General features: G+C 74.6%; 21 protein-coding genes and 1 pseudogene. 6 read left to right on the plus strand and 16 right to left on the minus strand.

Annotated features, from left to right (window positions below):
- The 4 genes and pseudogenes from AC1DT4_RS16960 to AC1DT4_RS16975 form a co-directional block, all read right to left on the minus strand.
- Positions 1 to 330 (minus strand): annotated as a pseudogene (locus tag AC1DT4_RS16960) (hypothetical protein); the annotation flags it as partial.
- Positions 327 to 1,256 (minus strand): T3SS effector HopA1 family protein, encoded by a 930-nt coding sequence (locus AC1DT4_RS16965; protein ID WP_477090962.1) that lies wholly within the window; start codon positions 1,254 to 1,256, stop codon positions 327 to 329. The gene AC1DT4_RS16965 and the pseudogene AC1DT4_RS16960, both read right to left, overlap by 4 nt.
- Positions 1,253 to 2,221 (minus strand): phosphotransferase family protein, encoded by a 969-nt coding sequence (locus AC1DT4_RS16970; protein WP_477090963.1) that lies wholly within the window; start codon positions 2,219 to 2,221, stop codon positions 1,253 to 1,255. Before AC1DT4_RS16970 ends, AC1DT4_RS16965 begins: the two co-directional genes overlap by 4 nt.
- 4 nt (positions 2,222 to 2,225) lie before the next feature.
- Positions 2,226 to 3,941 (minus strand): S8 family serine peptidase, encoded by a 1,716-nt coding sequence (locus AC1DT4_RS16975; protein ID WP_477090964.1) that lies wholly within the window; start codon positions 3,939 to 3,941, stop codon positions 2,226 to 2,228.
- A gap of 167 nt (positions 3,942 to 4,108) precedes the next feature.
- Between AC1DT4_RS16975 and AC1DT4_RS16980 the strand changes: the two genes are divergently transcribed.
- From AC1DT4_RS16980 to AC1DT4_RS17005, 6 genes are read left to right on the plus strand one after another with little or no spacing between them, the layout of a single operon-like run.
- Complete coding sequence (locus AC1DT4_RS16980; protein WP_477090965.1) at positions 4,109 to 5,023, plus strand: ABC transporter ATP-binding protein; 915 nt, start codon at positions 4,109 to 4,111, stop codon at positions 5,021 to 5,023.
- Complete coding sequence (locus AC1DT4_RS16985) at positions 5,020 to 5,769, plus strand: ABC transporter permease (RefSeq protein ID WP_477090966.1); 750 nt, start codon at positions 5,020 to 5,022, stop codon at positions 5,767 to 5,769. Before AC1DT4_RS16980 ends, AC1DT4_RS16985 begins: the two co-directional genes overlap by 4 nt.
- 16 nt (positions 5,770 to 5,785) lie before the next feature.
- The gene (locus tag AC1DT4_RS16990; RefSeq protein ID WP_477090967.1) at positions 5,786 to 6,325 is read left to right on the plus strand and encodes a hypothetical protein; all 540 of its coding nucleotides are present in this window, start codon (positions 5,786 to 5,788) and stop codon (positions 6,323 to 6,325) included.
- Positions 6,326 to 6,382: 57 nt separating this feature from the next.
- Positions 6,383 to 7,342, plus strand: a complete 960-nt coding sequence (locus AC1DT4_RS16995) for a COX15/CtaA family protein (RefSeq protein ID WP_477090968.1) — start codon at positions 6,383 to 6,385, stop codon at positions 7,340 to 7,342.
- A gap of 57 nt (positions 7,343 to 7,399) precedes the next feature.
- A complete protein-coding gene (locus tag AC1DT4_RS17000) occupies positions 7,400 to 8,449 on the plus strand; it encodes an ATP-binding cassette domain-containing protein (protein WP_477090969.1) in 1,050 nt (349 codons plus the stop codon).
- Entirely contained in the window at positions 8,449 to 9,261 is an 813-nt protein-coding gene (locus tag AC1DT4_RS17005; RefSeq protein ID WP_477090970.1) for an ABC transporter permease, read from the plus strand. Before AC1DT4_RS17000 ends, AC1DT4_RS17005 begins: the two co-directional genes overlap by 1 nt.
- A 63-nt stretch (positions 9,262 to 9,324) precedes the next feature.
- Here AC1DT4_RS17005 and AC1DT4_RS17010 read toward each other — a convergent pair whose 3' ends face one another.
- From AC1DT4_RS17010 to AC1DT4_RS17065, 12 genes are all read right to left on the minus strand, one after another.
- The gene (locus AC1DT4_RS17010) at positions 9,325 to 9,939 is read right to left on the minus strand and encodes an NUDIX domain-containing protein (protein ID WP_477090971.1); all 615 of its coding nucleotides are present in this window, start codon (positions 9,937 to 9,939) and stop codon (positions 9,325 to 9,327) included.
- Complete coding sequence (locus AC1DT4_RS17015) at positions 9,939 to 11,609, minus strand: CTP synthase (protein WP_477090972.1); 1,671 nt, start codon at positions 11,607 to 11,609, stop codon at positions 9,939 to 9,941. Before AC1DT4_RS17015 ends, AC1DT4_RS17010 begins: the two co-directional genes overlap by 1 nt.
- Positions 11,610 to 11,688: 79 nt before the next feature.
- Positions 11,689 to 13,368 carry a murein biosynthesis integral membrane protein MurJ gene (gene murJ / locus AC1DT4_RS17020; protein WP_477090973.1) on the minus strand — a complete coding sequence of 560 codons (1,680 nt, stop codon included), beginning with the start codon at positions 13,366 to 13,368 and terminating at the stop codon, positions 11,689 to 11,691.
- On the minus strand, positions 13,365 to 14,255 hold the full coding sequence (locus AC1DT4_RS17025; protein ID WP_477090974.1) for a hypothetical protein: 891 nt from the start codon (positions 14,253 to 14,255) through the stop codon (positions 13,365 to 13,367). Before AC1DT4_RS17025 ends, murJ begins: the two co-directional genes overlap by 4 nt.
- Entirely contained in the window at positions 14,252 to 15,295 is a 1,044-nt protein-coding gene (locus tag AC1DT4_RS17030) for a copper transporter (RefSeq protein ID WP_477090975.1), read from the minus strand. Before AC1DT4_RS17030 ends, AC1DT4_RS17025 begins: the two co-directional genes overlap by 4 nt.
- Before the next feature lie 70 nt (positions 15,296 to 15,365).
- Positions 15,366 to 16,544, minus strand: coding sequence for a putative cytokinetic ring protein SteA (gene steA, locus AC1DT4_RS17035; protein WP_477090976.1), 1,179 nt, complete (start codon positions 16,542 to 16,544; stop codon positions 15,366 to 15,368).
- 6 nt (positions 16,545 to 16,550) lie between these two features.
- Positions 16,551 to 18,281 (minus strand): DNA repair protein RecN, encoded by a 1,731-nt coding sequence (recN, locus tag AC1DT4_RS17040; RefSeq protein WP_477090977.1) that lies wholly within the window; start codon positions 18,279 to 18,281, stop codon positions 16,551 to 16,553.
- A complete protein-coding gene (locus tag AC1DT4_RS17045) occupies positions 18,278 to 19,168 on the minus strand; it encodes an NAD kinase (RefSeq protein ID WP_477090978.1) in 891 nt (296 codons plus the stop codon). Before AC1DT4_RS17045 ends, recN begins: the two co-directional genes overlap by 4 nt.
- Entirely contained in the window at positions 19,165 to 19,977 is an 813-nt protein-coding gene (locus AC1DT4_RS17050) for a TlyA family RNA methyltransferase (RefSeq protein WP_477090979.1), read from the minus strand. The genes AC1DT4_RS17045 and AC1DT4_RS17050 overlap by 4 nt, the downstream gene beginning before the upstream one ends.
- Before the next feature lie 6 nt (positions 19,978 to 19,983).
- Positions 19,984 to 20,151: a hypothetical protein gene (locus AC1DT4_RS17055; protein WP_477090980.1), complete on the minus strand. Its 168-nt coding sequence runs from the start codon at positions 20,149 to 20,151 to the stop codon at positions 19,984 to 19,986.
- 418 nt (positions 20,152 to 20,569) lie between these two features.
- Positions 20,570 to 21,619, minus strand: a complete 1,050-nt coding sequence (locus tag AC1DT4_RS17060; RefSeq protein ID WP_477090981.1) for an HAD-IIA family hydrolase — start codon at positions 21,617 to 21,619, stop codon at positions 20,570 to 20,572.
- Positions 21,616 to 22,749 (minus strand): hypothetical protein, encoded by a 1,134-nt coding sequence (locus AC1DT4_RS17065; RefSeq protein WP_477090982.1) that lies wholly within the window; start codon positions 22,747 to 22,749, stop codon positions 21,616 to 21,618. Before AC1DT4_RS17065 ends, AC1DT4_RS17060 begins: the two co-directional genes overlap by 4 nt.
- Positions 22,750 to 22,797 lie beyond the last annotated feature (48 nt).

The following is a 22,797-nucleotide window of genomic DNA, read 5'->3' on the forward strand; positions in this document are numbered from 1 at the left end:
GTCGAGCAGGTCCGCGACCTCGAGGGCCGCGAGCGCGACGCCGGCGGCGCCGGAGAGCAGCGCGCCGTCCGGCCGCGTCCGCTCGACCCAGGCGAGCGCGTGCCGGGTGGCGCCGGCCGCGGTGCGGGCCGCGTGCTCGTCGGTCGCGGCGCGCGCGAGGAACAGCCCGATCCCGGCCGTGCCGCCGTACAGGTCCCCGCCGACCGCGTGGTAGACCACGGCACGCCCGCCGCGGGCGTCCGGCTCCACCTCGTCCCCGAGCCAGACCGCGCGGTCGTCGTCCCACACGGCCTCGGCGACCAGCTGCTCGACGATCCTCTCGACGGTCACGACGCCGCCCCCCGAGCCGGGTGCCGCGGATCGAGCCCCGCCGCGACCAGCGCACCCACGAGGGCCGCGCGCACCCGCTCCGCGTCACCTCTCGCCGCCGGGCCCAGCGCCTCCCAGCAGCGCGCGAGCACGTCGCACACCACCTGCCCGAAGCTCTCCCCGTCCAGCCCGGCCGACGCCTGTCCCGCCCCCTCGACGCCCTCCAGCAGCCGCTCCGTGAACCGCGGCCTGGTGGGCCGCAGCACGTCCGCGTGCTCGGCGACGAGCACGCGCAGCGAGCCGACGAGCGCGTCGGCGTCGTGGTCGCCGAGGTAGAGGACGACGGCGTCCGCCCGCCCGCCGTGGTCGCGGAGCACGGTCGTCTTGAGCTGGTAGGACACGTCGCGCCGGGTCGCGAGGAGCCGGGTCACCGCACCGATCACGCGGGGCGCGTCCGAGGGCGCGACGTCGAGGTAGGTGCGGACCAGGTGCGTCGACCCGGGCGGCGGCCAGGCCCCGCGGCGGGTGTACCAGAACGCGTGCTCGTCGTCGATCCAGGTCCAGGCGGCGCGGACGACCAGCGGGTCGCCCTCCCGGGCGGGCAGGCCCGTCCGGCCGGGCACCACGTAGTCGCCCCGCGTGAGCAGCCGACGCCGGTCGTCCGTCGCGCCGCGCGGCACCGCGAGCACCTCGCCCTCCCGTCCGACACCCTGCGCCAGCCAGCCGCCGACGAAGTGCGTCGCGTCGGCGTGCACGGCGTCCAGCGCCCCGCGCAGGTCCACGTCCGCGGGGCCCGGCGTGCCGGATCGTCGGGGCAGGGGCGTCATCGCGAGGTACCAGGAGTACAGGATCTGGTCGAGGTCGGCCCCGCTCGGCCGGTCGGGACCCGCCAGGCCCGCCAGCAGCTCGGCGGCGGCGTCCACGTCGGGGTGCGCAGGCGGCCTCACGCCGGCACCGGCTCGAGGACCTGCCGCGCGAGCGCGCGGTGCCGCTCGACCTCGGTGCCCGGGTCGGCCATCCAGCTGAGCAGCTGCATCGCGCGCACGAGCAACCTGCCGGCGACGAAGGCGCTGAGCCGGGTCCGGTCGACCGTCGTGCCGCGGGCGGCCTCGTAGGCGGCGAGCAGGGCGACGACGGGAGCGCCGTCGAGCCGCTCCCCCGCGCTCACGTACTCCTGCACCGCGCCGGCGACGTCCCAGAGCGCGTCCCCGGCCCCCGCGTACTCCCAGTCGACCAGCGTCGCCACGCCGTGCGGCCGGACGAGCACGTTCGCGAACCGGACGTCGCCGTGCAGGGTCACGTCGCTGGTCCACGTGTCGCGCATCCGGGACAAGGCGGCGGCGTGCCGCTCGTCGGAGAGGATCTCAGCCACGAGCGTGCTGAGCTGCTCGCTGCGGTCGATCACGGCCGGCCGCGCGGGGCCGTCCAGGTCGAGCGCCCACGGGCGCGCGGGGCCGAGCGGGTCCAGCTGCGTCGACACGCGGTGCCAGAGCCCCAGCGTGGTGCCCAGCTCGGTGGCGAACGGCGCCCCGGTCGGCTCGTGCTGCAGGTCCAGGCGGCGGGCCGCCAGAACCCCCTCGAGGACGAGCAGCCGCTCGTCCTCGTCGTGGAGCAGCAGCCGGGGCACGCGCCCGGCGAGGTCGGGCGACGTCGTCGCCACCCGGTAGAGCTCGACCTCGCGGGCGGGATCCCCCTGGCCGGGCTCGCGGTTCGGGGCCAGGTCCTTGATGGCGAACCCGCGTCCCGAGCCGAGCTCGACCAGGGCGACCCCGTTGGACTGCGAGACGTCGCGGGCCGTGAGGCCGTAGCGATGGATCTCGGCGGTCGACAGGAGGCCGCGCTCGAGCAGCAGCCGGACCCCGCGTCGGGCCAGCTCCGTGCGCCCGGCCGGGCGCGACCTCCCTGTCGTCATGACCTCACACCTCGTGGGCGGTGCCGTCGTCATCCACGTAGTACCACCCCGCACCCGCGGCCGGGGCGTCCGGCGTGGACGCACCGCCCTCGGTGAGCCGCTCCCGCAGCCCGCGGAGCCGGCCGAGACCTGCCACCGGCGTCGTCCGGACCACCGGACCGCCGCCGCCGCGCAGGATGGTCGCCTCGAGGACGGTCGGGTCGATCTCCGTCGGGAACCCGCAGATCGCCGAGTCGCACCCGAGCGACGACGGGCACCCGTCGACGAAGGACGGGCACGCCAGCTGCGACGGGCACCGGATCGCGGAGGCGATCTCGCAGTCGGTCGACAGCCGCGTGAACGGCGTGCACACCGTGTTGAGCCTGGTCCGGCACAGGACCGGGAGCCTCGACGGCGGGCAGAGCGTGATCACGCTCGGGCAGCGCAGCCGGGACGGCGGGCAGCGCAGGATCGACGGCACGATGACCAGGTCGCCGCACTTGACGGCCGCGAGCGCGTCGACGCGACCGTGCCCCCAGCTGTTGTCGAACGAGCCCGCGCCGAGCTTGACGGCCGTGTCCTCGAGACACTGCTTCACCTTGACGTTGCTGTGCCCGGGGTGCCGGCTCCACATGAGGGCCGCCAGGCCGGTGACCAGCGGTGTCGCCATCGACGTACCGCTGAGCTGGCCGTAGTTGAGGCCGAACCCGCCACCGGTGGCGTAGGTCGGCAGCGTGGACAGGATGTTGCGTCCCGGCGCCACGACCGTGACCTCGGGTCCCACGTTCGAGAAGCTCGACACCGTGTCGCCCTGGTCCGTGGACCCGACCGCGATGACGCCGGCGATCGTCGTGGAGTACGCGGCCGGGAAGATGACCGGCCCCGCGTTGTCGTTGCCCGCCGCCGCGATCACGAGCATCCCGTGGTCGGACGCGTACTGGCACGCGTCCCGCTTGACCTGCGCGTCGGCGCCGCCGCCCGAGTAATTGATGACCGCCTTGATGCCGAGCGCGACCGCGTGGTCCGTGATCTCCTCGACCGCGTCCGCGAAGTCGGCGCCGCTGCCGTTGCCGCCGGCGTCCAGCGTGCGACAGACGTAGACCGGCGAGCCCCAGTTCATGCCCGCCACACCCGCCGCGTTGTTGCCGACCGCCGCCGCGATGCCGACGACGTGCGTCCCGTGGCCGTGCAGGTCCATCGGGGTGCCGCCGTCGACGAAGTCGGTCCCGAGGGTGATCCGGGCCGCGTTGTTGAGGTCGTCGTGGTCCAGGACGCCCCCGGACATCGAGATGCCGGAGTCGATGACGCCGATGAGCACCGACGCCGTCCCCGTGACCAGGTCCCAGGTCGCCTCGGCGTTCACCGCCGGCGGCCCCCACTGCTGCGGGTAGCGCGGGTCGTTGGGGACGACCTGCGCGCGGTCGACCACGTCGGGCTCGACGTAGGCCACGGCGGGCTCGGCCTCGACGGCCGCGCTGTTGTCGGAGATCGCCGCGTCGAGGTCGGTGCCCTCCGGGAGCAGGACGACCATGCGTCCGGTGGCGCTGGGGCCGCGGACCACCTGGCTGCCGGGAGGAAGTGTCGCGAGCGCCGCGGCGACGAGGTCGTCGGTGGAGCTCGCGGGTTCGGTCGCGGCGAGCTGCACGACAACGCGTCGCGCCACCACCGGGACCTGTTCGCCGAGGACGGTCGCCTCGGTGACGTCGAGCGCGGAGTCCGAGCTCGGGTGTTCGTCGATCATGTCGTCACCTCCTGGGGGAGTTCCGCGGCCGCGGGCGCGACCACGGGACGGCGTGCCGACGGCACGCGCCGACCTCGTCGTCACCCGAAAGGAGGAATCCCGCGAACCCCAGATACGGTCCCCGGCCGTCACGGACACCCGTCGGCCGCGCCCTAGACTTCCCTCTCGTGCCCGACTCCCCCGCGCTCGAGATCTCCGGGCTCGTCAAGCGCTACGGCGGTCGCGCCGTCGTCGACGGGCTCGACCTCGTCGCGCACCGCGGCCGGGTCACGGCGGTCCTGGGGCCCAACGGCGCCGGCAAGACCACGACGGTCGAGTGCTGCGAGGGCCTGCGGGAGCCCGACGACGGCACCGTCCGCGTGCTCGGCCAGGACCCGCTCACGCAGGCCCGGGAGCTGCGGCCCCGCGTCGGCGTGATGCTGCAGGACGGCGGCCTGCCCACGGGCGTGCGGGCGCACGAGATGCTCGCGCACGTCGCGAAGATGTACGCCGACCCGCGCGACCTCGGCGAGCTGACCGAGCGCCTCGGGCTCGGGTCGTTCGCCCGGACCACCGTCCGCCGGCTCTCCGGCGGCCAGCGGCAGCGCCTCGCCCTCGCGGCGGCGATCGTCGGCCGTCCCGAGGTCGTCTTCCTCGACGAGCCGAGCGCCGGGATGGACCCGCAGTCGCGGCACGCCGTGTGGGACCTCGTGCGGGAGCTTCGCGACGAGGGCGTCGCGGTGCTCCTCACCACCCACCTCATGGACGAGGCGGAGGACCTGGCCGACCACGTCGTGGTCGTCGACCACGGGCGCGTGATCGCGCAGGGGTCGGTGCCGTCGCTGGTGTCCTCGGCCGAGGACAGCTCGCTGCGGGTCGAGACCGCGCCCGGGCTGGATCTCGGGTCGGCGCTCGGGCCGGAGTTCGCCATCACCGAGCCGCGGGACGGCTCGTACACCGTGACGGGCGCGGTCGGCCCCCGGACCGTGGCGACGCTCACGGCGTGGCTCGCCGACCGCGGCGTCCTGGTCACCCGGCTGTCCGTCGGCCGTCGCACGCTCGAGGACGTCTTCCTCGACCTCACGGGACGGAACCTGCGATGAGCGCGCCTGCACCCACCCGGCAGCGGGTCGCCGCGCAGACCGCCTTCGAGGCGCGCGCGATCCTGCGCAACGGGGAGCAGCTCCTCGTCACGGTCATCGTCCCCGTGCTCGTGCTGGTCGGGCTGACGCGCGCGACCGCGATCGACCTCGACACCGGCGGGGCGAGCCGGATCGACTTCCTGACCCCGGGAGTCCTCGCGCTCGCGGTGATGACCACCTCGTTCACCTCGCAGGCCATCGCGTCGTCGTTCGACCGCCGCAACGGCGTGCTCCGGCTCCTCGCGACGACCCCGCTCGGCCGCAGCGGGCTGCTCGCGGGCAAGGTGCTGGGCGTGCTGGTGGTGGAGATCGTGCAGGTCGTGATCATCGGCGCGACCGCGCTGCTGCTCGGCTGGCACCCCGACCCGGCCGGGCTGCTCCTGGCCGTCGTGGCGATCGTCCTCGGCACCGCGGCCTTCACCGCCCTCGCGCTGCTCGTCGCCGGGACCCTGCGCGCCGAGGCCGTGCTGGCGGTCGCCAACCTGCTCCTGCTCGTCCTCGCCGTCGCCGGCGGGGTCATCATCCCCGCGAGCCAGCTGCCGGGGCCGATGGCGCACGTCGCGCTGCTGCTGCCGTCGGGAGCGCTCGGCGAGGCCATGCGCGAGACCCTCATGCACGGCGTGCTGCCGGCCTGGTCCGTCGTGGTGCTCGTCGCCTGGGCCGCCGCACTGGGCTGGGGCGCCGGCCGCCTGTTCCGCTGGCACTGACCGCTACCGTGGGCCGATGGAGCCCGCGCAGGACGGCACGTTCCAGACGGCCCTCGCCGCCGAGTACGCCGCGCTGGTGCGGACCGTCTCCGAGTTCGACGGCCGGATGCTGACCGTCAAGAGCTGGTCGGTCACGCTGAGCCTCGCCGCGCTGGGGCTCGGCTTCCAGCAGCAGCACTACGCCCTGTTCGCGCTCGGCGCCGCCACGGGTGCCGCGTTCTGGTTCATCGAGGCGATGACCAAGCGGCACCAGGTGCGCTACTACCCCCGGATGCGCCAGATCGAGGCGTGGTCGGCGTCCTGGTCGGACCTGAGCCTCGGCGGCGTGCCCGTGTCGGCACCGCGGATCGACGCCGCGTGGGCCGCCGCGGGTCGGCGCGACCCGGCCGCCGCTCTCGCCGAGCCTCCGCGGGAGATGACGAGCGACGAGATCCGGCGGATGCGTCGGCAGACCGCGTGGCTCCCCCACGTGTTCGTGCCGAGCGCCGTCGCCGTGCTCATCGGCATCGTCCTCACGCTGCTCGCCGCCGGCGGAGCGCTCGACATCCCGCTGTGACGAGCCTCGCCCGCCGGGCGGTCGGGAGCACGGGGACCGGACCGTAGGCTGGTCGACGTGAGCTCGACCCCCGCCCTCGACGCCCCCTCGTCGACCCTGGACCGGATCCGCGACCGGTGGACCTGGACGGCGGTCGTCGCCAACCTCGTCGGGCAGATCGCGATCATCGTCACCGGTGGCGCCGTGCGCCTGACCGGCTCGGGCCTGGGCTGCTCGACGTGGCCGCAGTGCGAGCCCGGGCAGTTCACGCCGCAGCTGCACGAGGCGACGTCGCTGCACCCCTTCATCGAGTTCGGCAACCGGACCGTGAGCGGCGTGCTCGTCGTCATCGCGCTGGTGGTGGCGCTGCTGGTCACCTTCGACCGACGCCGCCCGTGGTCATACCGCCGGCTCGGCGTCGTGCCCGTCGTCGGCGTGCTGATCCAGGCCGTCATCGGCGGCATCACGGTCCTGGTCGACCTGCACCCCGCGATCGTCGGCAGCCACCTGCTCATCTCGATGGCCCTGGTCGCCTTCTCGACGTGGCTCGTGGTCCGGACGCGCGAGGGCGACGGTCCGGCCGTCCCGCTGGTCGACCGCACCACCCGCTCCCTCGTCCGCGTCCTCGTGGCGCTGACCGCCGTGGTGCTCGCCCTCGGGGTCGTCGTGACCGGCGCAGGGCCGCACTCCGGCGACGACGAGGTGGGCTACCGGTTCGGCGTCGACCCGTGGCTCATGGCGAAGCTGCACGCCGCGTCGGTGTGGGCCTTCCTCGCCGTCCTCGTCGCCGTGCTGGTGCTGCTGCGCCGCCGAGGGGTGTCCGGGCGCCCGTGGACCACGGCGCTGGTCCTGCTCGGTGTGACGCTGGGCCAGGGCCTCATCGGCTACGTCCAGCTGTTCACCGGCCTGCCGATCGGGCTGGTCAACCTCCACATGCTCGGCGCCGCGCTCCTCGCGTCGACCGTGACGTTCTTCGTCGGCAGCCTGCGCACGCGCGCGAGCGTCCCTGCGGGCGACCCGGTGCCGACCGCCGTCTGACCGGTCTGCCCGGGTATGCCCTGTCCCGATGTCGGTGGTCTCTCCTAGCCTCGACCCATGGCTGACGCGATCACGGCGCAGGGACTCGTCAAGCACTACAAGACCGTCACGGCCCTCGACGGGGTCGATCTCACCGTGCCGTCCGGCTCGGTGCTCGGCCTGCTCGGGCCCAACGGCGCGGGCAAGACCACGATCGTCCGCATCCTCACCACGCTCCTGAAGCCCGACAGCGGGTCCGCGACCGTCGCGGGCGTCGACGTCCTCGCCAAGCCGCGGGACGTGCGGCGCCGGATCGGCCTCTCCGGCCAGTACGCGGCGGTCGACGAGTACCTCACCGGCTTCGAGAACCTCGACATGATCGGGCGGCTGTACCACCTGGGCGTGAAGCGGTCGCGTGAGCGGGCGCGCGAGCTGCTGGCCGCGTTCCGGCTCGAGGACGCCGCTGACCGCCCGTCCAAGACCTACTCGGGTGGCATGCGCCGCCGGCTCGACCTCGCGGGAGCGCTCGTCGCCGACCCGCCGATCATCTTCCTCGACGAGCCGACCACGGGCCTGGACCCCCGCGGCCGCACGGAGATGTGGGAGGTGATCCAGAACCTCGTCGCCGGCGGGACGACGCTCCTGCTGACCACGCAGTACCTCGAGGAGGCGGACCTGCTGGCCGACGACATCGTGGTCATCGACCACGGCAAGATCATCGCGCAGGGCACGGCGGACCAGCTGAAGATGCAGGTCGGCGGCGAGCGGCTCGAGCTCACGGTGCGGGACCCGGCGCGGCTGCTGGACGCGCGGGACCTCCTCGAGCCGCTGGGCGTCGGCAAGGCCGGCCTCGACGAGGGCCGACGCACGTTGCTCATGCCGATCAGCGGCGGCGCCCAGGTCCTCACCGAGGCGCTGCGGGTCCTCGACGACGCGGGGATCGGGATCGACGACGTGGGCCTGCGCCGACCGACGCTGGACGACGTCTTCCTGTCCCTGACCGGCCGGTCCGCCGAGGAGGAGGGCGAGCAGGAGGCCCCGGCGCCTGAGCCTCCGCCGACGCTCGCCGACGCAGCGAGACCCGGTCGGCACGCGGCCGCCGACGAGTCCTCCGAGGGAGGTGCGTGATGGCCGCCCCGACCGTGTTCTCCGACTCCTACGTCGTCGCCAAGCGCAACATCATCAAGATCAAGCGCGTCCCCGACCTGCTGGTGTTCACCACCCTGTCGCCCATCATGTTCGTCCTGCTGTTCGCGTACGTGTTCGGCGGCGCGATCGCCGTGCCCGGCGGCGCCGACCCGGCCGCGTACCGCGAGTTCCTCATGGCCGGGATCTTCGCCCAGACCGTGATCTTCGGCGCCACCATCACGGGCGCCGGGCTGGCGGACGACCTGAAGAAGGGGATCATCGACCGGTTCCGGTCGCTGCCGATGGCCCCGTCCGCGGTGCTGACGGGGCGGACGATCTCCGACGTCGCCAACAACGTGCTCGTGCTGATCGTGATGTCCCTGACGGGACTCCTCGTCGGCTGGGGCATCCACAGCTCGGTCGCGGAGGCGGCGCTCGGCTACCTGCTGCTCCTCGTCTTCGCCTACGCCATCTCGTGGATCATGGCGTGGCTCGGGATGCTGGTGCCGAGCCCCGAGGTGTTCAACAACGCGACGTTCATCGTGATCTTCCCGCTGACGTTCGTCGCCAACACGTTCGTGCCCCTGGAGACGCTCCCGGCGCCGCTGCAGACGTTCGCCGAGTGGAACCCGGTGTCCGCGGTGACCCAGGCGTCGCGCGAGCTCTTCGGCAACATCCCCCCGGAGGTCCCGGCGCCGACCGCGTGGCCCCTGCAGCACGCGGAGCTCTACACGCTGATCTGGGCGGCGATCTTCATCATCGTGTTCGTGCCGCTGTCCAACCTGCAGTACCGGCGGTCCACGAGCCGCTGAGCGGATGGCGACGGCGCGCGACGAGGGGTCGCGCGCCGTCGGCGTCCGCGGAGGCGCACGCTGTCAGCCGGGGCTCGGCAGCGTGACGGGGACCAGGGACGACCAGCCGGTCGCGCGCGCGGCCGCGGCGGCCAGCACGCCCGTGACGGCGGTCGGGCTGTGCAGCCGACCGTCCAGGGCGGCCGCGACGGCCTCGTCGAGCGGCACCCAGCGCGGGACCATGTCGGCCTCCTCGTCGGCGCGGGCGTAAAGGTCGGCGTCGGCGACCGCGGAGAGGTCGCGGGCCAGGAAGACGACGATCCGCTCGTCCGACCCGCCCGGGCTCGTGAAGAACTCGACCAGCCGCCACCACGAGCGGGCCCGAAGGTCGGCCTCCTCGGCCAGCTCCCGGGCGGCCGCGACGAGCGGGTCCTCGCCGGCGATGTCCAGGAGTCCGGCGGGCGGCTCCCAGAGCACCGACCGCACGGGGTGCCGGTACTGCGACAGCAGCAGCACGCGGTCGTCCTCGTCGAGCGCGATCACGGCGACCGCGCCGGGGTGCGCGACGTACTCGCGCAGCACCTGCGACTCCCCGAGATCGACCACGTCACCCACGAGGTCGAAGATCTTGCCCTCGTGGATGACGTCGTGCGAGAGGACCGACCGCAGCGCCGACACGTCGGCGAGCGGCTCCCCCATCAGGACTCGTCGCCGCGCTGGGCGAGCGCCGCCTCGACGAGACCGGCGAACAGCGGGTGGGCCCGCGTGGGCCGCGACTTGAACTCGGGGTGCGCCTGGGTGGACACGTAGTACGGGTGCACGTCCTTCGGCAGCTCGACGAACTCGACCAGCGAGGTGTCGGGCGAGACCCCGGAGATCACCAGGCCGGCGTCCTCGAGCTTGTCGCGGTAGGCGTTGTTCACCTCGTAGCGGTGGCGGTGACGCTCCGACACGCGCGTGGCGCCGTACGCCTCGGCCACGACGGACCCGGGCGTGAGCACGGCCTCGTAGGCGCCGAGGCGCATGGTGCCGCCCAGGTCGCCGTCGCCGCCGACGATCGCGAGCTGCTCGGCCATCGTGGCGATCACGGGGTGCGCCGGGTCGGCGTCGAACTCGGACGAGGACGCCCCGTCGAGCCCGAGCACCGTGCGGGAGTACTCGATGACCATGCACTGCAGGCCCAGGCAGATGCCGAGCGTCGGGATGAGGTTCTCGCGGGCCCAGCGCAGCGCGCCGAGCTTGCCCTCGATGCCGCGCACGCCGAACCCACCGGGCACCAGCACCGCGTCGACGCCCTCGAGCGCCAGCCGGGCGCCCTCGGGCGTCTGGCAGTCGTCCGACGTGACCCAGCGGATGACGACCTTGGTGTCGTGGTGGAAGCCGCCGGCCCGCAGCGCCTCGGTGACCGAGAGGTACGCGTCGGGCAGGTCGATGTACTTGCCGACGAGCGCGACCTCGACGCGGTGGGTGGGCTGGTGCACGCGGTGCAGCAGGTCGTCCCAGCCCTTCCACTCGACGTCCCGGAACGGCAGGCTCAGCCGCTGCACCACGTAGGCGTCCAGGCCCTCGGAGTGCAGGACGCGGGGGATGTCGTAGATGCTCGGCGCGTCCTTGGCGGTGACGACGCCCTCGACGTCGACGTCGCACATCAGCGCGATCTTGCGCTTCGTGGCGTCGGGGACCTCGCGGTCCGCGCGGAGCACGATCGCGTCGGGCTGGATGCCGATGCTGCGCAGGGCGGCGACGGAGTGCTGCGTGGGCTTGGTCTTCAGCTCGCCCGACGGGCCGATGTACGGCACGAGCGAGACGTGCAGGAAGAAGACGTTGTCGCGGCCGAGGTCGTGGCGCACCTGGCGGGCCGCCTCGAGGAACGGCAGCGACTCGATGTCGCCGACCGTGCCGCCGATCTCCGTGATGATCACGTCGATGTCGGAGTCCGCCTGCTGGCGCATCCGCGTCTTGATCTCGTCGGTGATGTGCGGGATGACCTGCACCGTGTCACCGAGGTACTCGCCGCGGCGCTCCTTCGCGATGACCTGCGAGTAGACCTGGCCCGTGGTCACGTTGGCGGACCCGACCAGGTTCACGTCGAGGAACCGCTCGTAATGCCCGACGTCGAGATCCGTCTCGGCGCCGTCGTCGGTCACGAAGACCTCGCCGTGCTGGAACGGGTTCATGGTGCCGGGGTCGACGTTGAGGTACGGGTCGAGCTTCTGCATCGTGACCCGCAGGCCACGGGAGCGAAGGAGTCGGCCGAGGCTGCTCGCCGTCAGGCCCTTGCCGAGGGAGGAAGCGACACCCCCGGTGACGAAGATGTGCCGGGTCGTGGAATCCGACCGCCCGGAGAGTCGATGCGCGCGCTCTGTCACGGGATTCCAACCTACCCGACGAACGCCCGTTGCCGGAGTGCCTCGCGGGGTGAGTCCGGACACGTCCGGCCCCCGACGGTCAGACGAGCGGGCCGTTCGGGTTCGCGGGGTCGGCGATCCGCTCGACGTCACGCAGGCGGGGCTCGGCCTCGAGCCGGCGGAAGTCCCGCAGGGTCGCGCGGTCCAGCGCGAGCATCGCACCCAGCACGACGAGCGCGGCGATGATCCCGCCGCCGGCTGCGGCGCCGACGGCGGTCACGACGCCGTGGCCACCGAGCGAGGTGACCGCGTCGACCACCCAGCGGCCCACGACGGCGCCGGCGGCGCCGCCCAGGACCACGACGCCGGCCGTGCGCGCCAGCCCGGCGGTCGCCGGTCGACCGGTCGCCCGGCGCAGCAGGACGACGGCGACGACTCCCCCGACGAGCATCCCGACGGACCCGGCGATCGCCACGGCCGCCAGGGCCCCGGCGGGGTCCGCGCCGTCGGGCACGAGGAGCGCACCGAGCACGGGTGCCGCGACGGCGACGGTCCCCCAGCCTGCGACGTTCGCCGCGATGGCGGACCGTCCGCGCTCGAGCGCGTAGAGCGCCCGCGAGGCGTGGAACATCACGGCGAAGCCGAGCAGCCCGGGCATCATCAGCGTGACGGTGGGGGCGAGCGTCGGGAAGCCCCGTGGGTCGTCGCTGACGGCGCCGAAGATGTCGCCCACGGCGGGCGCGGCCGCGGCCAGCGCGGCGCCGCCCAGGGCCGCGGCCACGAGCACGGCGCGCGTGGTCCCCGACGCCATCCGCGCGTACGCGGGCAGGTCGCCGGAGGCCGCGCGGGCCGAGAGCCGGGGGAACGTCGATGTCGCCAGGGGAACGACGAGGACCGCGTACGGGAGCAGGTACACCTGCTGCGACCACACGTAGACCGAGTACGCGCCGCCGCCGCCGCGCGCGAAGGCGACCAGCATGATGACCACGACCGAGAGCTGCTGCGCGACCAGCGACCCGACCCCGGCGAACGCGAGCGCGGCGAGCCGGCGCCCGACCCCGGGCGGGAAGGTGAGGGTCGGGCGGATCCGCACGCCGAGCCGGTGCACGGGCACGAGCATCGGGAAGCACATCGCCGCGACGCCGAGCGTCGTCCCCCAGGCCAGCCACGACAGCGCGGTCGAGCCGACCGCCGCGGGGTCGTCCAGCTCGCCGCCGGACAGCGCGATGTACAGCACGTACGTCCCGATGACGACGACCGACGACATCACCGGGGCGAACGCCGGCCAGAAGAACCGCTTGTGCGCCTGCAGGACCGCGTACAGCAGCACGGCGATGCCGTACATGGGCACCTGGACCGCGAAGACAGCGATGAAGAACTGGAGCAGGCCGCGCTGGGAGTCGTCGAGGTTGGGCCAGACGGCCGAGATCGGCCCGCTGAGCGCGGCGAGCAGGCCGCCGAGCGGCACCAGGACCAGCAGCGTCCAGCCGACCGTCGCCGAGACGATGGCGTCGACGTCCTTGCCCAGGGCGCGGGACACCGGCAGGGCGAGCACGGGGATGAGCGCACCCGCGAGGGCGCCGCCCGCCGCGACCTCGAACAGCACGTTGGGCAGCGTGTTCGCCGCGAGGTACGCGGCGCCGATCTCACCGTCGTGGAACGCCCGCGCCTGGAACAGGTAGCGCGCGAACCCGAGGACCCGGCTCAGCACCGTGACCGCCGCGATCATCGCGGCGGCGCCACCGAGCCCGGCGAGCGTGCGCCGCGCGGCGGGGCTCACGCGGACCGGTCCGCCGGGGGGTCGACCGGCCGGCGACCCCAGGCGTCGATCTCGCGCAGCACCGGGGTGCGCTCGATCACGCGCGTGAAGCTGACCTTCTCGCTGGCCACGGTGAGCCCGACGACGACCGCGAGCGCGGCGAGCCGGACGGGGCGCGGCGCGCTGAGCACCACGGCCGTGCCGAGCGTGGCGCCGAGCGCGTTCGCGCCGCCGTCCCCGAGCATGTCGGCCTCCGCCAGGTCCTGGTCCACCGCGGCGCCGACGACGCCCAGCACGGACGCGCCCGCACCCGCGCCGCCGCCCGGGCCGAGGGCCAGCGGGGTCGCGACGAGCGTGGCCGCCTTGAGCGCGCGGCCCGGCCGCAGGTCGAGCAGGTTCAGCAGGTTGGCGCTCGACGCGACGAGCGCGCCCGACGCCGCGACGTCGGCCAGCCACCCCACCGCGGACCGGCGCGTGCCGTCGGGCCGGTGCGTCGGCGTCGCGACGGCGGCCGCCACGAGCGCACCCGCGCCGATGCCGAGCACCTTCAGGCCGCCCGTCGTGAGCTCGCCGCGCGCGAGCGCGCCGAGGTGCCCACGAAGTCCCTTGCGTCGCGCGGTCGTGTCCTCGCCGAGGTCGTCGACGAGCCCGAAGGCCGCACCCGACGCCGTGGCGACCGTGAGGGCCACCGCGCCCCGCGTCGACGGAGCGCCCACCAGACCGCCGACGAGCAGCCCGGCGGCGACCGCCGGCCCCTCCAGCAGGCTGATCGGCTCACCGCGGTGGTTCGTGCGCACCCAGCGCGCCTGGCCGCCCGGCGCCGAGCTGTCCAGGACGCCCCGGACGGTGGAAGTAGCCACGCCCGCGACGGCCCCGGCCAGGGCGCGCCGCAGAAGGCCGACCGTCATCCCTCGGTCCCGCCGGTCGCGTCCGAGCCGACCGTGCTGTCCGGCACGCGAGGCGTCCGGTCGACCGGCGGCAGCACGACGGCGGCCGGGATCGGCGTCTCGTCGTCGCCGAAGCCGTAGTGACCGTTGGTGCCGGCGATCCGCGCGGCCAGCGCGAGGGGCACGTTGACCTGGCCGGTGACCAGCTCGGCACCGGACACGGTGGTGACCGAGGCGGCGAGCTCCTGGTCGGCCAGGACGGCGTCCGTCAGGCTGCCCTTGCCGCGCGGGCCGTCGGCCAGCACCGCACCGGACGACAGCTCCTGCGCAGCCGACAGGACCGCCAGCTGCGAGGCCACGACCGACGCGGACGGCTCGGGGCTCGGGGTCGCGTCGGCGGTCGGCACCGTGATGGGCACACCGAGGACGACGATGGCGTCCGCCGGGACCGTGACCGGGTCGGCCACCGTGACCAACGGGCTGTCGCTCTCGCTGGACGACAGGAGCTGGAGCAGCACCGACGCGTCGTCGGAGAGTGCGTCGGGGTTCGTCGGGTCGGACGTGACGAGCGCCTGGACGAGCGCCGAGGCGAGCTCGCCCTCGACGCCCGCGTCGTCGGCCGGGACCGGGTCGAGGTACGTGAGCAGCTGGCCGACGAGCGCCTGCCGGAAGGTGCGCGCGTCCGGGTCCGCCCACGTGTCCTCGAGCGTGACGTGCGCGGTCACCGTCGCGCCCGACTGCGCGAGCCGCTCGTCGACCGCGGTGCGGGTGGACTCGTCGATCTCGCCGAGCGCGACGACGGCGACCCGGCGGTCGGTCAGCGTCCCGTCCAGCAGCTGCGGGCCGGCCGCGTCGATGTAGGTCTCGGCGTCCTGCAGGCTGCCGGACGTGACGTCGAGCTCGGCGCGGAGCGCGTCCTTCTCGCCCCGCAGCTGCTCGACCTGGCCGGTCAGGGTGTCGCCGATCGTCTCCTTGAGCGGGCCGGCGCCGAGCGCGATGCCGACGGCCAGCGCCAGGAAGACCGAGATGAGCGAGACGATGTGGTAGCGGAAGTCGATCACGGTGCGAGGTCTCCGTCGGGTACGTCACCGGCGCGAGCCGGGACCGGGTGCAGGGTGCGGGCGGCGGCGGTCATCCGAAGAGTCCGCTCACCCACGAGGTGATGTCGTCGAGGCGGGCGCCGAGCAGGCCGATGAGCGTCTGGCCAGCCGCCGTCGAGGCGAGCGCCACGCCGAGGGCCAGGAGGCCCGCGAGGACGAGCAGCGTGAGCTGCACGTTGGAGATGCGGTTCCGGTAGAGGCGCGACACGCCCTTGGCGTCGACCAGCTTGCTGCCGACCCGTAGCCGGGTGAGGAACGTGCTCGCCATGCCGGAGCGCCCCTTGTCCAGGAACTCCACGAGCGTGGCGTGCGTGCCGACCGCGACGATGAGCTCCGCGCCCTTGTCGTCGGCGAGCAGCATGGCCACGTCCTCGCTGGTGCCGGTGGCCGGGAACACGACGTGCTTGACGTCCAGCTGCTCGACGCGCGCCAGGCCGGGCGCGCGACCGTCGCGGTAGGCGTGCACGACGACCTCGGCGCCGCACGTGAGCGCGCGGTCGGAGACCGAGTCCATGTCGCCGACGATGAGGTCGGGCTTCCAGCCGGCGTCGAGGATCGCGTCGGCGCCGCCGTCCACCCCGATGAGCACCGGCCGGTACTCGCGGATGTACGGGCGCAGCGTGACGAGGTCTTCCTTGTAGTGGTACCCGCGCACGACGATCAGCACCTGGCGGCCGTCGATGACCGTCGAGATGTCGGGCACGCCGACGCCGTCCAGGAGCAGGTCCCGCTCGCGGCGCAGGTAGTCCATCGTGTTGGCCGCGAACGACTCGAGCTGGACGGAGAGGCCGGCGCGGGCCTCCTCCATCGCGGCCGCGACGGTCGACTCGGTCTGCAGCACGCCCTCGGCCACGAGCGTGTCGCCGTCGTAGACCGCGCCGTCCACCACCCGGAGCCGGTGCCCCTCGGTCACGGCCATGACGTCCGCACCGAGGTCGTCGATCAGCGGGATGCCCGCCCCGACGAGGATCTCGGGGCCGAGGTTCGGGTAGCGGCCAGACGTCGACCGGGCGGAGTTGAGCACGGCGGCCGGCTGGCACGCGACCAGGGCCTCCGCGGACACGCGGTCCAGGTCGAGGTGGTCGATGACCGCGATGTCACCCGGCCGCAGGCGCTTCGTCAGCGCCTTGGTGCGTGGGTCGACACGAGCCGGGCCGGCGGCGTCGCCGGAATCGGGCAGGGCGGTGCGCTTGCGCAGGGAGGCTCTCATCGCCGCTCATCGTCCCACGGACGAGAGCTCGAGCAGTTCCGCGGCGTGCGTCCGCGCGGCGGCGGAGTCCTCCTGACCCGACAGCATGCGGGCGAGCTCGCGTACGCGGTCGTCCTGCGTGACCAAGCGCACGTCCGACTCGGTGATGACATCGACCCCGTCGGCCGTCGACTTGGTGACCACGAGGTGCCGGTCGGCGAACGCGGCGACCTGCGCGAGGTGCGTGACCACGAGCACCTGGCTGCCCTGCGCGAGCGACGACAGCCGCCTCCCCACCTCGATCGCGGCCCGTCCGCCGACGCCCGCGTCGACCTCGTCGAAGACGAACGTGCCGGGTCGGGTGGCGCCCGGCGCGGTGGCCAGCGCGACCTCGATGGCCAGCATGACCCGGGACAGCTCTCCGCCGGACGCCCCCTTGCCCAGCGGCCGCGCGGGCGCACCGGCGTGCGGCACCAGCAGCATCTCGACCCGGTCGGCCCCGTGCGGGCCCGGCTCGTCCGCCGGCTCGACGACGACCCGCAGCTCGGCGCCGCCCATCGCCAGCCCGGACAGCTCGTCGGACACCACGGCAGACAGCCGCTCGGCGGCGTCGCGACGACCCGTCGACAGCTGCGTGCCCAGCGCGCCGAGCTCGGCGTCGAGCCGCGCCCGGTCGGCGCGCAACGCCTCGATCCGCTCGTCGCCGCCGTCCAGGTCGAGCAGGCGGCGACCCGCGGTGTCGGCCCACGCCAGCACCTCGGCCACGGTCGAGCCGTAGCTCCGCGTCAGGCCGCCCAGCTCGGCACGGCGGCGCTGCGCGGCGTCGAGCCGCAGCGGGTCGGCCTGCAGGTCCTCGAGGTACGCGGCCAGGTCGGTCGACGCGTCGGCCAGCAGATACCCGGCCTCGGCCACGCGCGTCGCGAGCGCGGCGAGCGCGGGGTCGTGCGAGCCCTCGTGCTCGAGCAGTCGGCGCGCGTGCTCGATCGCGCCGACCGCGGCGGTCCCGTCCGTGCCGTCGTCGTCGCCGACCAGCGCCGCGTGCGCGCCGGACGCCGCCGTCCGCAGGTCCTCGGCGTGCGAGAGCCGGTCGACCTCCTCGGCCAAGGTGATGTCCTCGTCCGGCTGCGGGTCCACGCGCTCGACCTCGGCGAGCCCGAGCCTCAGCAGCTCGGCCTCCCGCGTCCGGTCCCGCGCCTTGTCCACCAGCTCGGTCAGCTCCGCGTCGGTGCGCGCTCGCTCGGCCCACGCGGACCGGTAGCTCACGAGCAGGTCGGCGTGCCCTGCTCCGGCGAACTCGTCGAGCGCCTCCCGCTGCACAGCGGGCGAGCGCAGGCGCGCCTGGTCCGCCTGACCGTGCACGGTGACCAGCTCGTCGGCCAGCTCCGCGAGCAGCCCCTGCGGCACCGACCGGCCGCCGACGTACGCGCGCGACCGCCCCACGGCGCCGTCGGAGCTCGCGCCGACCGTGCGCAGCAGTACCAGGCTGCCGTCGTCGTCCAGCTCGGCCCCGGCCTCCTGGGCCCGCCCGAGTGCCTGGGCGCCGGACTCCAGCACGACCCGGCCCTCGACCGCCGCCGACGCCGACCCGACCCGGACGGTCGCGGGGTCGGCCTTGCCGCCCAGCAGCAGGTTGAGCGCGGTCAGCACCATCGTCTTGCCGGCACCGGTCTCGCCCGTCAGCACGGTCAGACCCGGCCCGAGCTCGACGTGCGCGCGGCCGATGACGCCGAGGTTCTCGATCCGGATCTCCTCGATCACCGCGCCCCCTCCGGGCCGGGGAACGAGGGTCGCGGCGCGCTCGGCCGACCGCGCCAGCCGTCCACGGGCAGGCCGAACTTGTTGACCAGCCGCGTGGTGAAGGGCGCGGGCGTCAGACGGGCGAGCCGCACAGGGACGTCGCTCCGCGTCACCTCCACGCGGGAGCCGAGCGGCACCTCGAGCCGGCGGCGCCCGTCGAGCGTCACCAGGCCGGGGGCGGGCGAGCGGACGAGCACCTCGACCGCGAGGCGGCTCCGGGGGCCGACGACCAGCGGCCGCGCGAACAGCGCGTGCGCCGAGATGGGGACGAGGATCATGCCGTCGACGTCCGGCCACACGACGGGGCCGCCGGCCGAGAAGGCGTGCGCCGTGGAGCCCGTGGCGGTCGCGGCGACGATCCCGTCGCACCCGAACGACGACAGGGGGCGTCCGTCGACCTCGAGCAGCACCTCGAGCATGCGCGACCTGCTCACCTTCTCGAGCGCGGCCTCGTTGAGCGCCCAGCCGGTGCCGACGTCGCCGTCGGGCCGGATCACGCGCACGTCCAGCGTGCCGCGCTCCTCGACGTCGAACTCGCCGGCGGTCAGCCGCCGCACGGCCTCGCCGACGTCGTCGCGCTCGCTCTCCGCCAGGAATCCCACGTGCCCGAGGTTGACGCCGAGCAGCGGCACGGACGTCCCGCGCGTGAGCTCGGCGGCCCGCAGGATCGTCCCGTCCCCGCCCAGCACGACGGCCAGCTCGAAGGTCGGCAGGTCCGCGGCCACGGCGTCCTCGGCCGCGAGCACCGGCTCGACGCCGGCGCGCTCGAGCTCGCGCACGACCTCACGGGTGGCCTGCACCGCCTCCTCGCGTCCCCCGTGGGTGACGACGAGAGCGCGCCGGGTCACCGGTCGCCCTCGAGCACGGCGGCCGTGATGCCGTCGACAGGAACCTCGACACCGGACCCGTCGTCGGCCCGACGCAGCCAGAGGAAGAACTCGACGTTGCCGCTCGGCCCGGGCAGCGGGCTGCGCACGACGCCGAGCACGCCGAACCCGAGGTCGGCGGCCGCTCGGGCGACCCCGACCACCGCATCGACCCACAGCTCGGGCAGCCGGACGACCCCGCCCGACCCGAGCCGCTCGCGACCGACCTCGAACTGCGGCTTCACCATCAGCAGCAGGTCGGCGTCGGCGGCGGCCACGTCGGTCAGCGCGGGCAGGACGAGAGTCAGGGAGATGAAGGAGAGGTCGGCGACGACGAGACCCGGTGCGGGCGTGACGTCGCCGCGGCTCAGGGAGCGGACGTTGACGCCCTCGCGGACGTCCACGCGGGGATCCTGCCGCAGCGCGTCGACCATCTGGTCGTGACCGACGTCCACGGCCACGACCCCGGCGGCGCCCCGCCGCAGCAGCACGTCGGTGAACCCGCCCGTGCTCGCCCCGGCGTCGAGGCAGAACCGTCCGGCGACCACCGGGCCGTCCGGGCCGAGCGCGTCGAGGGCGCCCGCCAGCTTGTGCCCGGCGCGGGACGCGTAGCCGGGATCGTCGTCGTCGAGCTGGACCGCGACCTGCCGCTCGTCCGTCACCTGGACCGCGCTGCGCGAGACGGCCGCGCCGTCGACGGTCACCCGACCGGACGCGATCAGCTCGCCGGCGTGGCGGCGCGAGCGCGCCAGGCCGCGCCGCACCAGCTCGGTGTCGAGGCGTGTGGTCACCGCCCGTCAGCCCTCCGCGTCCGCGAGCCGGTCCTGCAGCGCGCCGTGCACGGCGTCGAAGACCGCGACGTGAGCGCGCAGCGGCTGGTCCTCGAGGCCCACGAGACGGGACAGCGCCTCGTCGACGGCGTCGTCGGACGCCGACGTCACGTCGTCCGTGCCGTTTTCGCTCACTGCGCTGCCTCCAGAGGGTGCTCGTCGTCCTGCGTGTCCCGCGGCCGGACCGGCCGGGCGCTGCCACGCCGTAGCGACGTCGCGCACCGGGCGACCTGCTCCACCCGGGACCGCGCCCACGCTACCTGCCGCGGGCGGAACGGACCGGTCGCCACACACAACCCACGACGAGGACGGTGCGCGCCGGGCCGACGGATCGCAGACCGTGGCCGGCCGCAGGAGTGTCGGGTCCGCCTGAGCGCCCGTCAGCCGGCCGCACCATCCGTCGTCGGCTCAGGCACCGAGGCCCGCTCGACCTCGCCGGCCGTCGACCGGCCGCGAGACCCGTCGCCGGCTCAGGCACCGGGCCGGGTCGACCTCAGCGCCCGTCAGCCGCCGCGAGATCCGTCGGCACCTCAGGCACCGGCCCCGGTCGACCTCAGCGCCCGTCAGCCGCCGCGAGATCCGTCGCCAGTTCAGGCACGGTGGCCGGGTCGACCTCGCCACCGTCGTCCACCGTGGCCCACGCCGCCGCGCACGCCGCGCGCACGACGTCGACCTGGTCCTCGACGGAGGCCGGGTTCCCGCGCCCGATCTCGAGCGCGCCGTCGACCACCCGAGCCGACGCCTCGCGCACCGTCCACCACCCGTCGGCGGCCCGCTCGGGCTCGGGGTGCGCGACGAGCAGCGACCGCAGGTCCGCGCCGATGAGGTGTGGGCGCTCCCCCGGCACCGCCAGCACGTCGTCGCGCGCGGAGCTGACACCCGTCAGCACGTGCAGCCCGATGTACCCACCCGCCCGCGCGCCGGCGAGATCGGTGTCGAGCCGGTCGCCGATCACGAGCGTCTCGCGGGCCCCCACCCGCTCGACGGCCATGCGGTACATCGTCGGCGACGGTTTGCCCGCGCTGTCGGGCACGACGCCGGTCGCTGCCTGGACGGCGCCGACCAGCGACCCGTTCCCGGGCGCGAAGCCCCGGGCGGTCGGCAGGCTCAGGTCGAGGTTCGACGCCACGTGCCACGCCCCCCGGCCGACGGCATAGGCCGCCTCGGCCAGCTGCGGCCAGCCGACCTCGGGCGCGAAGCCCTGGGCCACGGCCGCCGGTTCGTCGTCGGCGGAGTGCACCACCTCGTACCCGGCCGTCCGGACGGCGGTGACCAACCCGGCTCCCCCCACGACCAGCACCTTCGCGCCGCGGGGCAGTCGCGTCCGCAGCAGCTGCGCCGCCGCCTGGGCCGCCGTCATGACCTCGGACGCGTGCGTGACGATCCCGAGGTCCGTGAGCTGGTCCGCCACCGACTCGGGCTCGCGCGACGCGTTGTTGGTGACGAACACCAGCCGCATGCCGCGCTCGCGCGCCGAGGTGAGGCCCTCCGCCGCGCCGTCGATCGGGTCGTGACCCCGGTACGCCACGCCGTCGAGGTCGACGAGCGCGAGGTCGAACCGGTCCGCCGGCGGCGTCGGCGAGCCGACGAGACCGCCCGTCACCGACCGCCCTCCGCCTCGTCCGACTCGCGCCCAGTCAGCAGCGGCTCGGCCTCCTCCAGTGCACGGTCGCCGTCGGCGCCGTCCTCGAAGTCGACCGAGTCGGCCGCTTCGACCGACGACACGAGCACGTCGTCGCCGTCGCTCAGCGGCCGCTCGGGCGCGTCTGCGCCCTCGTCCGCCTCGTCGTCGAAGCCCGTGGCGTCGTCGACCGCGTCGCCGTCCGCCTCGAGCGACCCCGCGAAGTCGTCATCGGCGCCGTCCGCGGCCGCGTCGTCGTCGAGGCCCGAGACGTCGTCACCGATCTCGTCGTCGGGCTCGAGCGAACCGGCGAAGTCGTCGTCCGTGCGCTCCACGGCCGCGTCGTCGTCGAGGCCGGAGACGTCGTCAGGCTTCTCGTCGTCCCGGTCGAGCGCCCCGGCGAAGTCGCTGTCGGCTGCCTCGGCAGCCGTCTCGTCGTCCTCGTCGTACTCGCCGTCCTCGTCGAACTCGCTGAGGTCGAAGGCGAACACCTCGTCCTCGACCTCGACGTCCCCGGCGGCCTCGTCGAGCTGGTCCTGCGTGTACGGCGCCAGCTCGGCCGCAGCCTCGTCGGGCCGCCCGGCGGCCTCGAGAGCCGCCGCACGAGCCTGGGCGACCCGGATCGCGACGATGCCCGTGCCCGCCCGCACCGCCGGCGTCGACAGGGACGCCACGGCCGCGTCGGCCTGGCCGAGGTCGAGGCGCGCCCCGCTGACGACCATCGCGAGCTCGATCTTCGCGTCGGCGTCCAGCGTGTCCGCCTCCGGCTCCTGAGCCAGCGCCAGGGCCCGCTCGGGTCGACCGAGCCCACGCTCGCAGTCGGCCATGATCGCCAGGTGCTCGGACGAGCCGTTCAACCGACGCACGGTGCGCAGCTCGCGCAGCGCCTCCGCGTACCGACCCGTGCGGTACGCCGCCAGGCCGGCGGCCTCGCGGACCACGTCGACGCGGCCGGCGCGACGCACGGCCGCCTGCGCGTGCTCGTAGGCCAGCTCCGGCTGCGTGTCGAGCAGTCGGCCCACCATCACCAGGTGACGCCCGACGCCGTCGGCGTTGTCCTTGCTCAGCGTGCGCAACCGACCACGCACCGAGCGGTCGAGGTCGCTGAACACGACCTCGTCCGGGATCTCGGGAGCGACGACGCGCTCCTCCTGCGGCGG

The sequence above is a fragment of the Cellulomonas sp. P4_D11 genome (assembly GCF_056401915.1).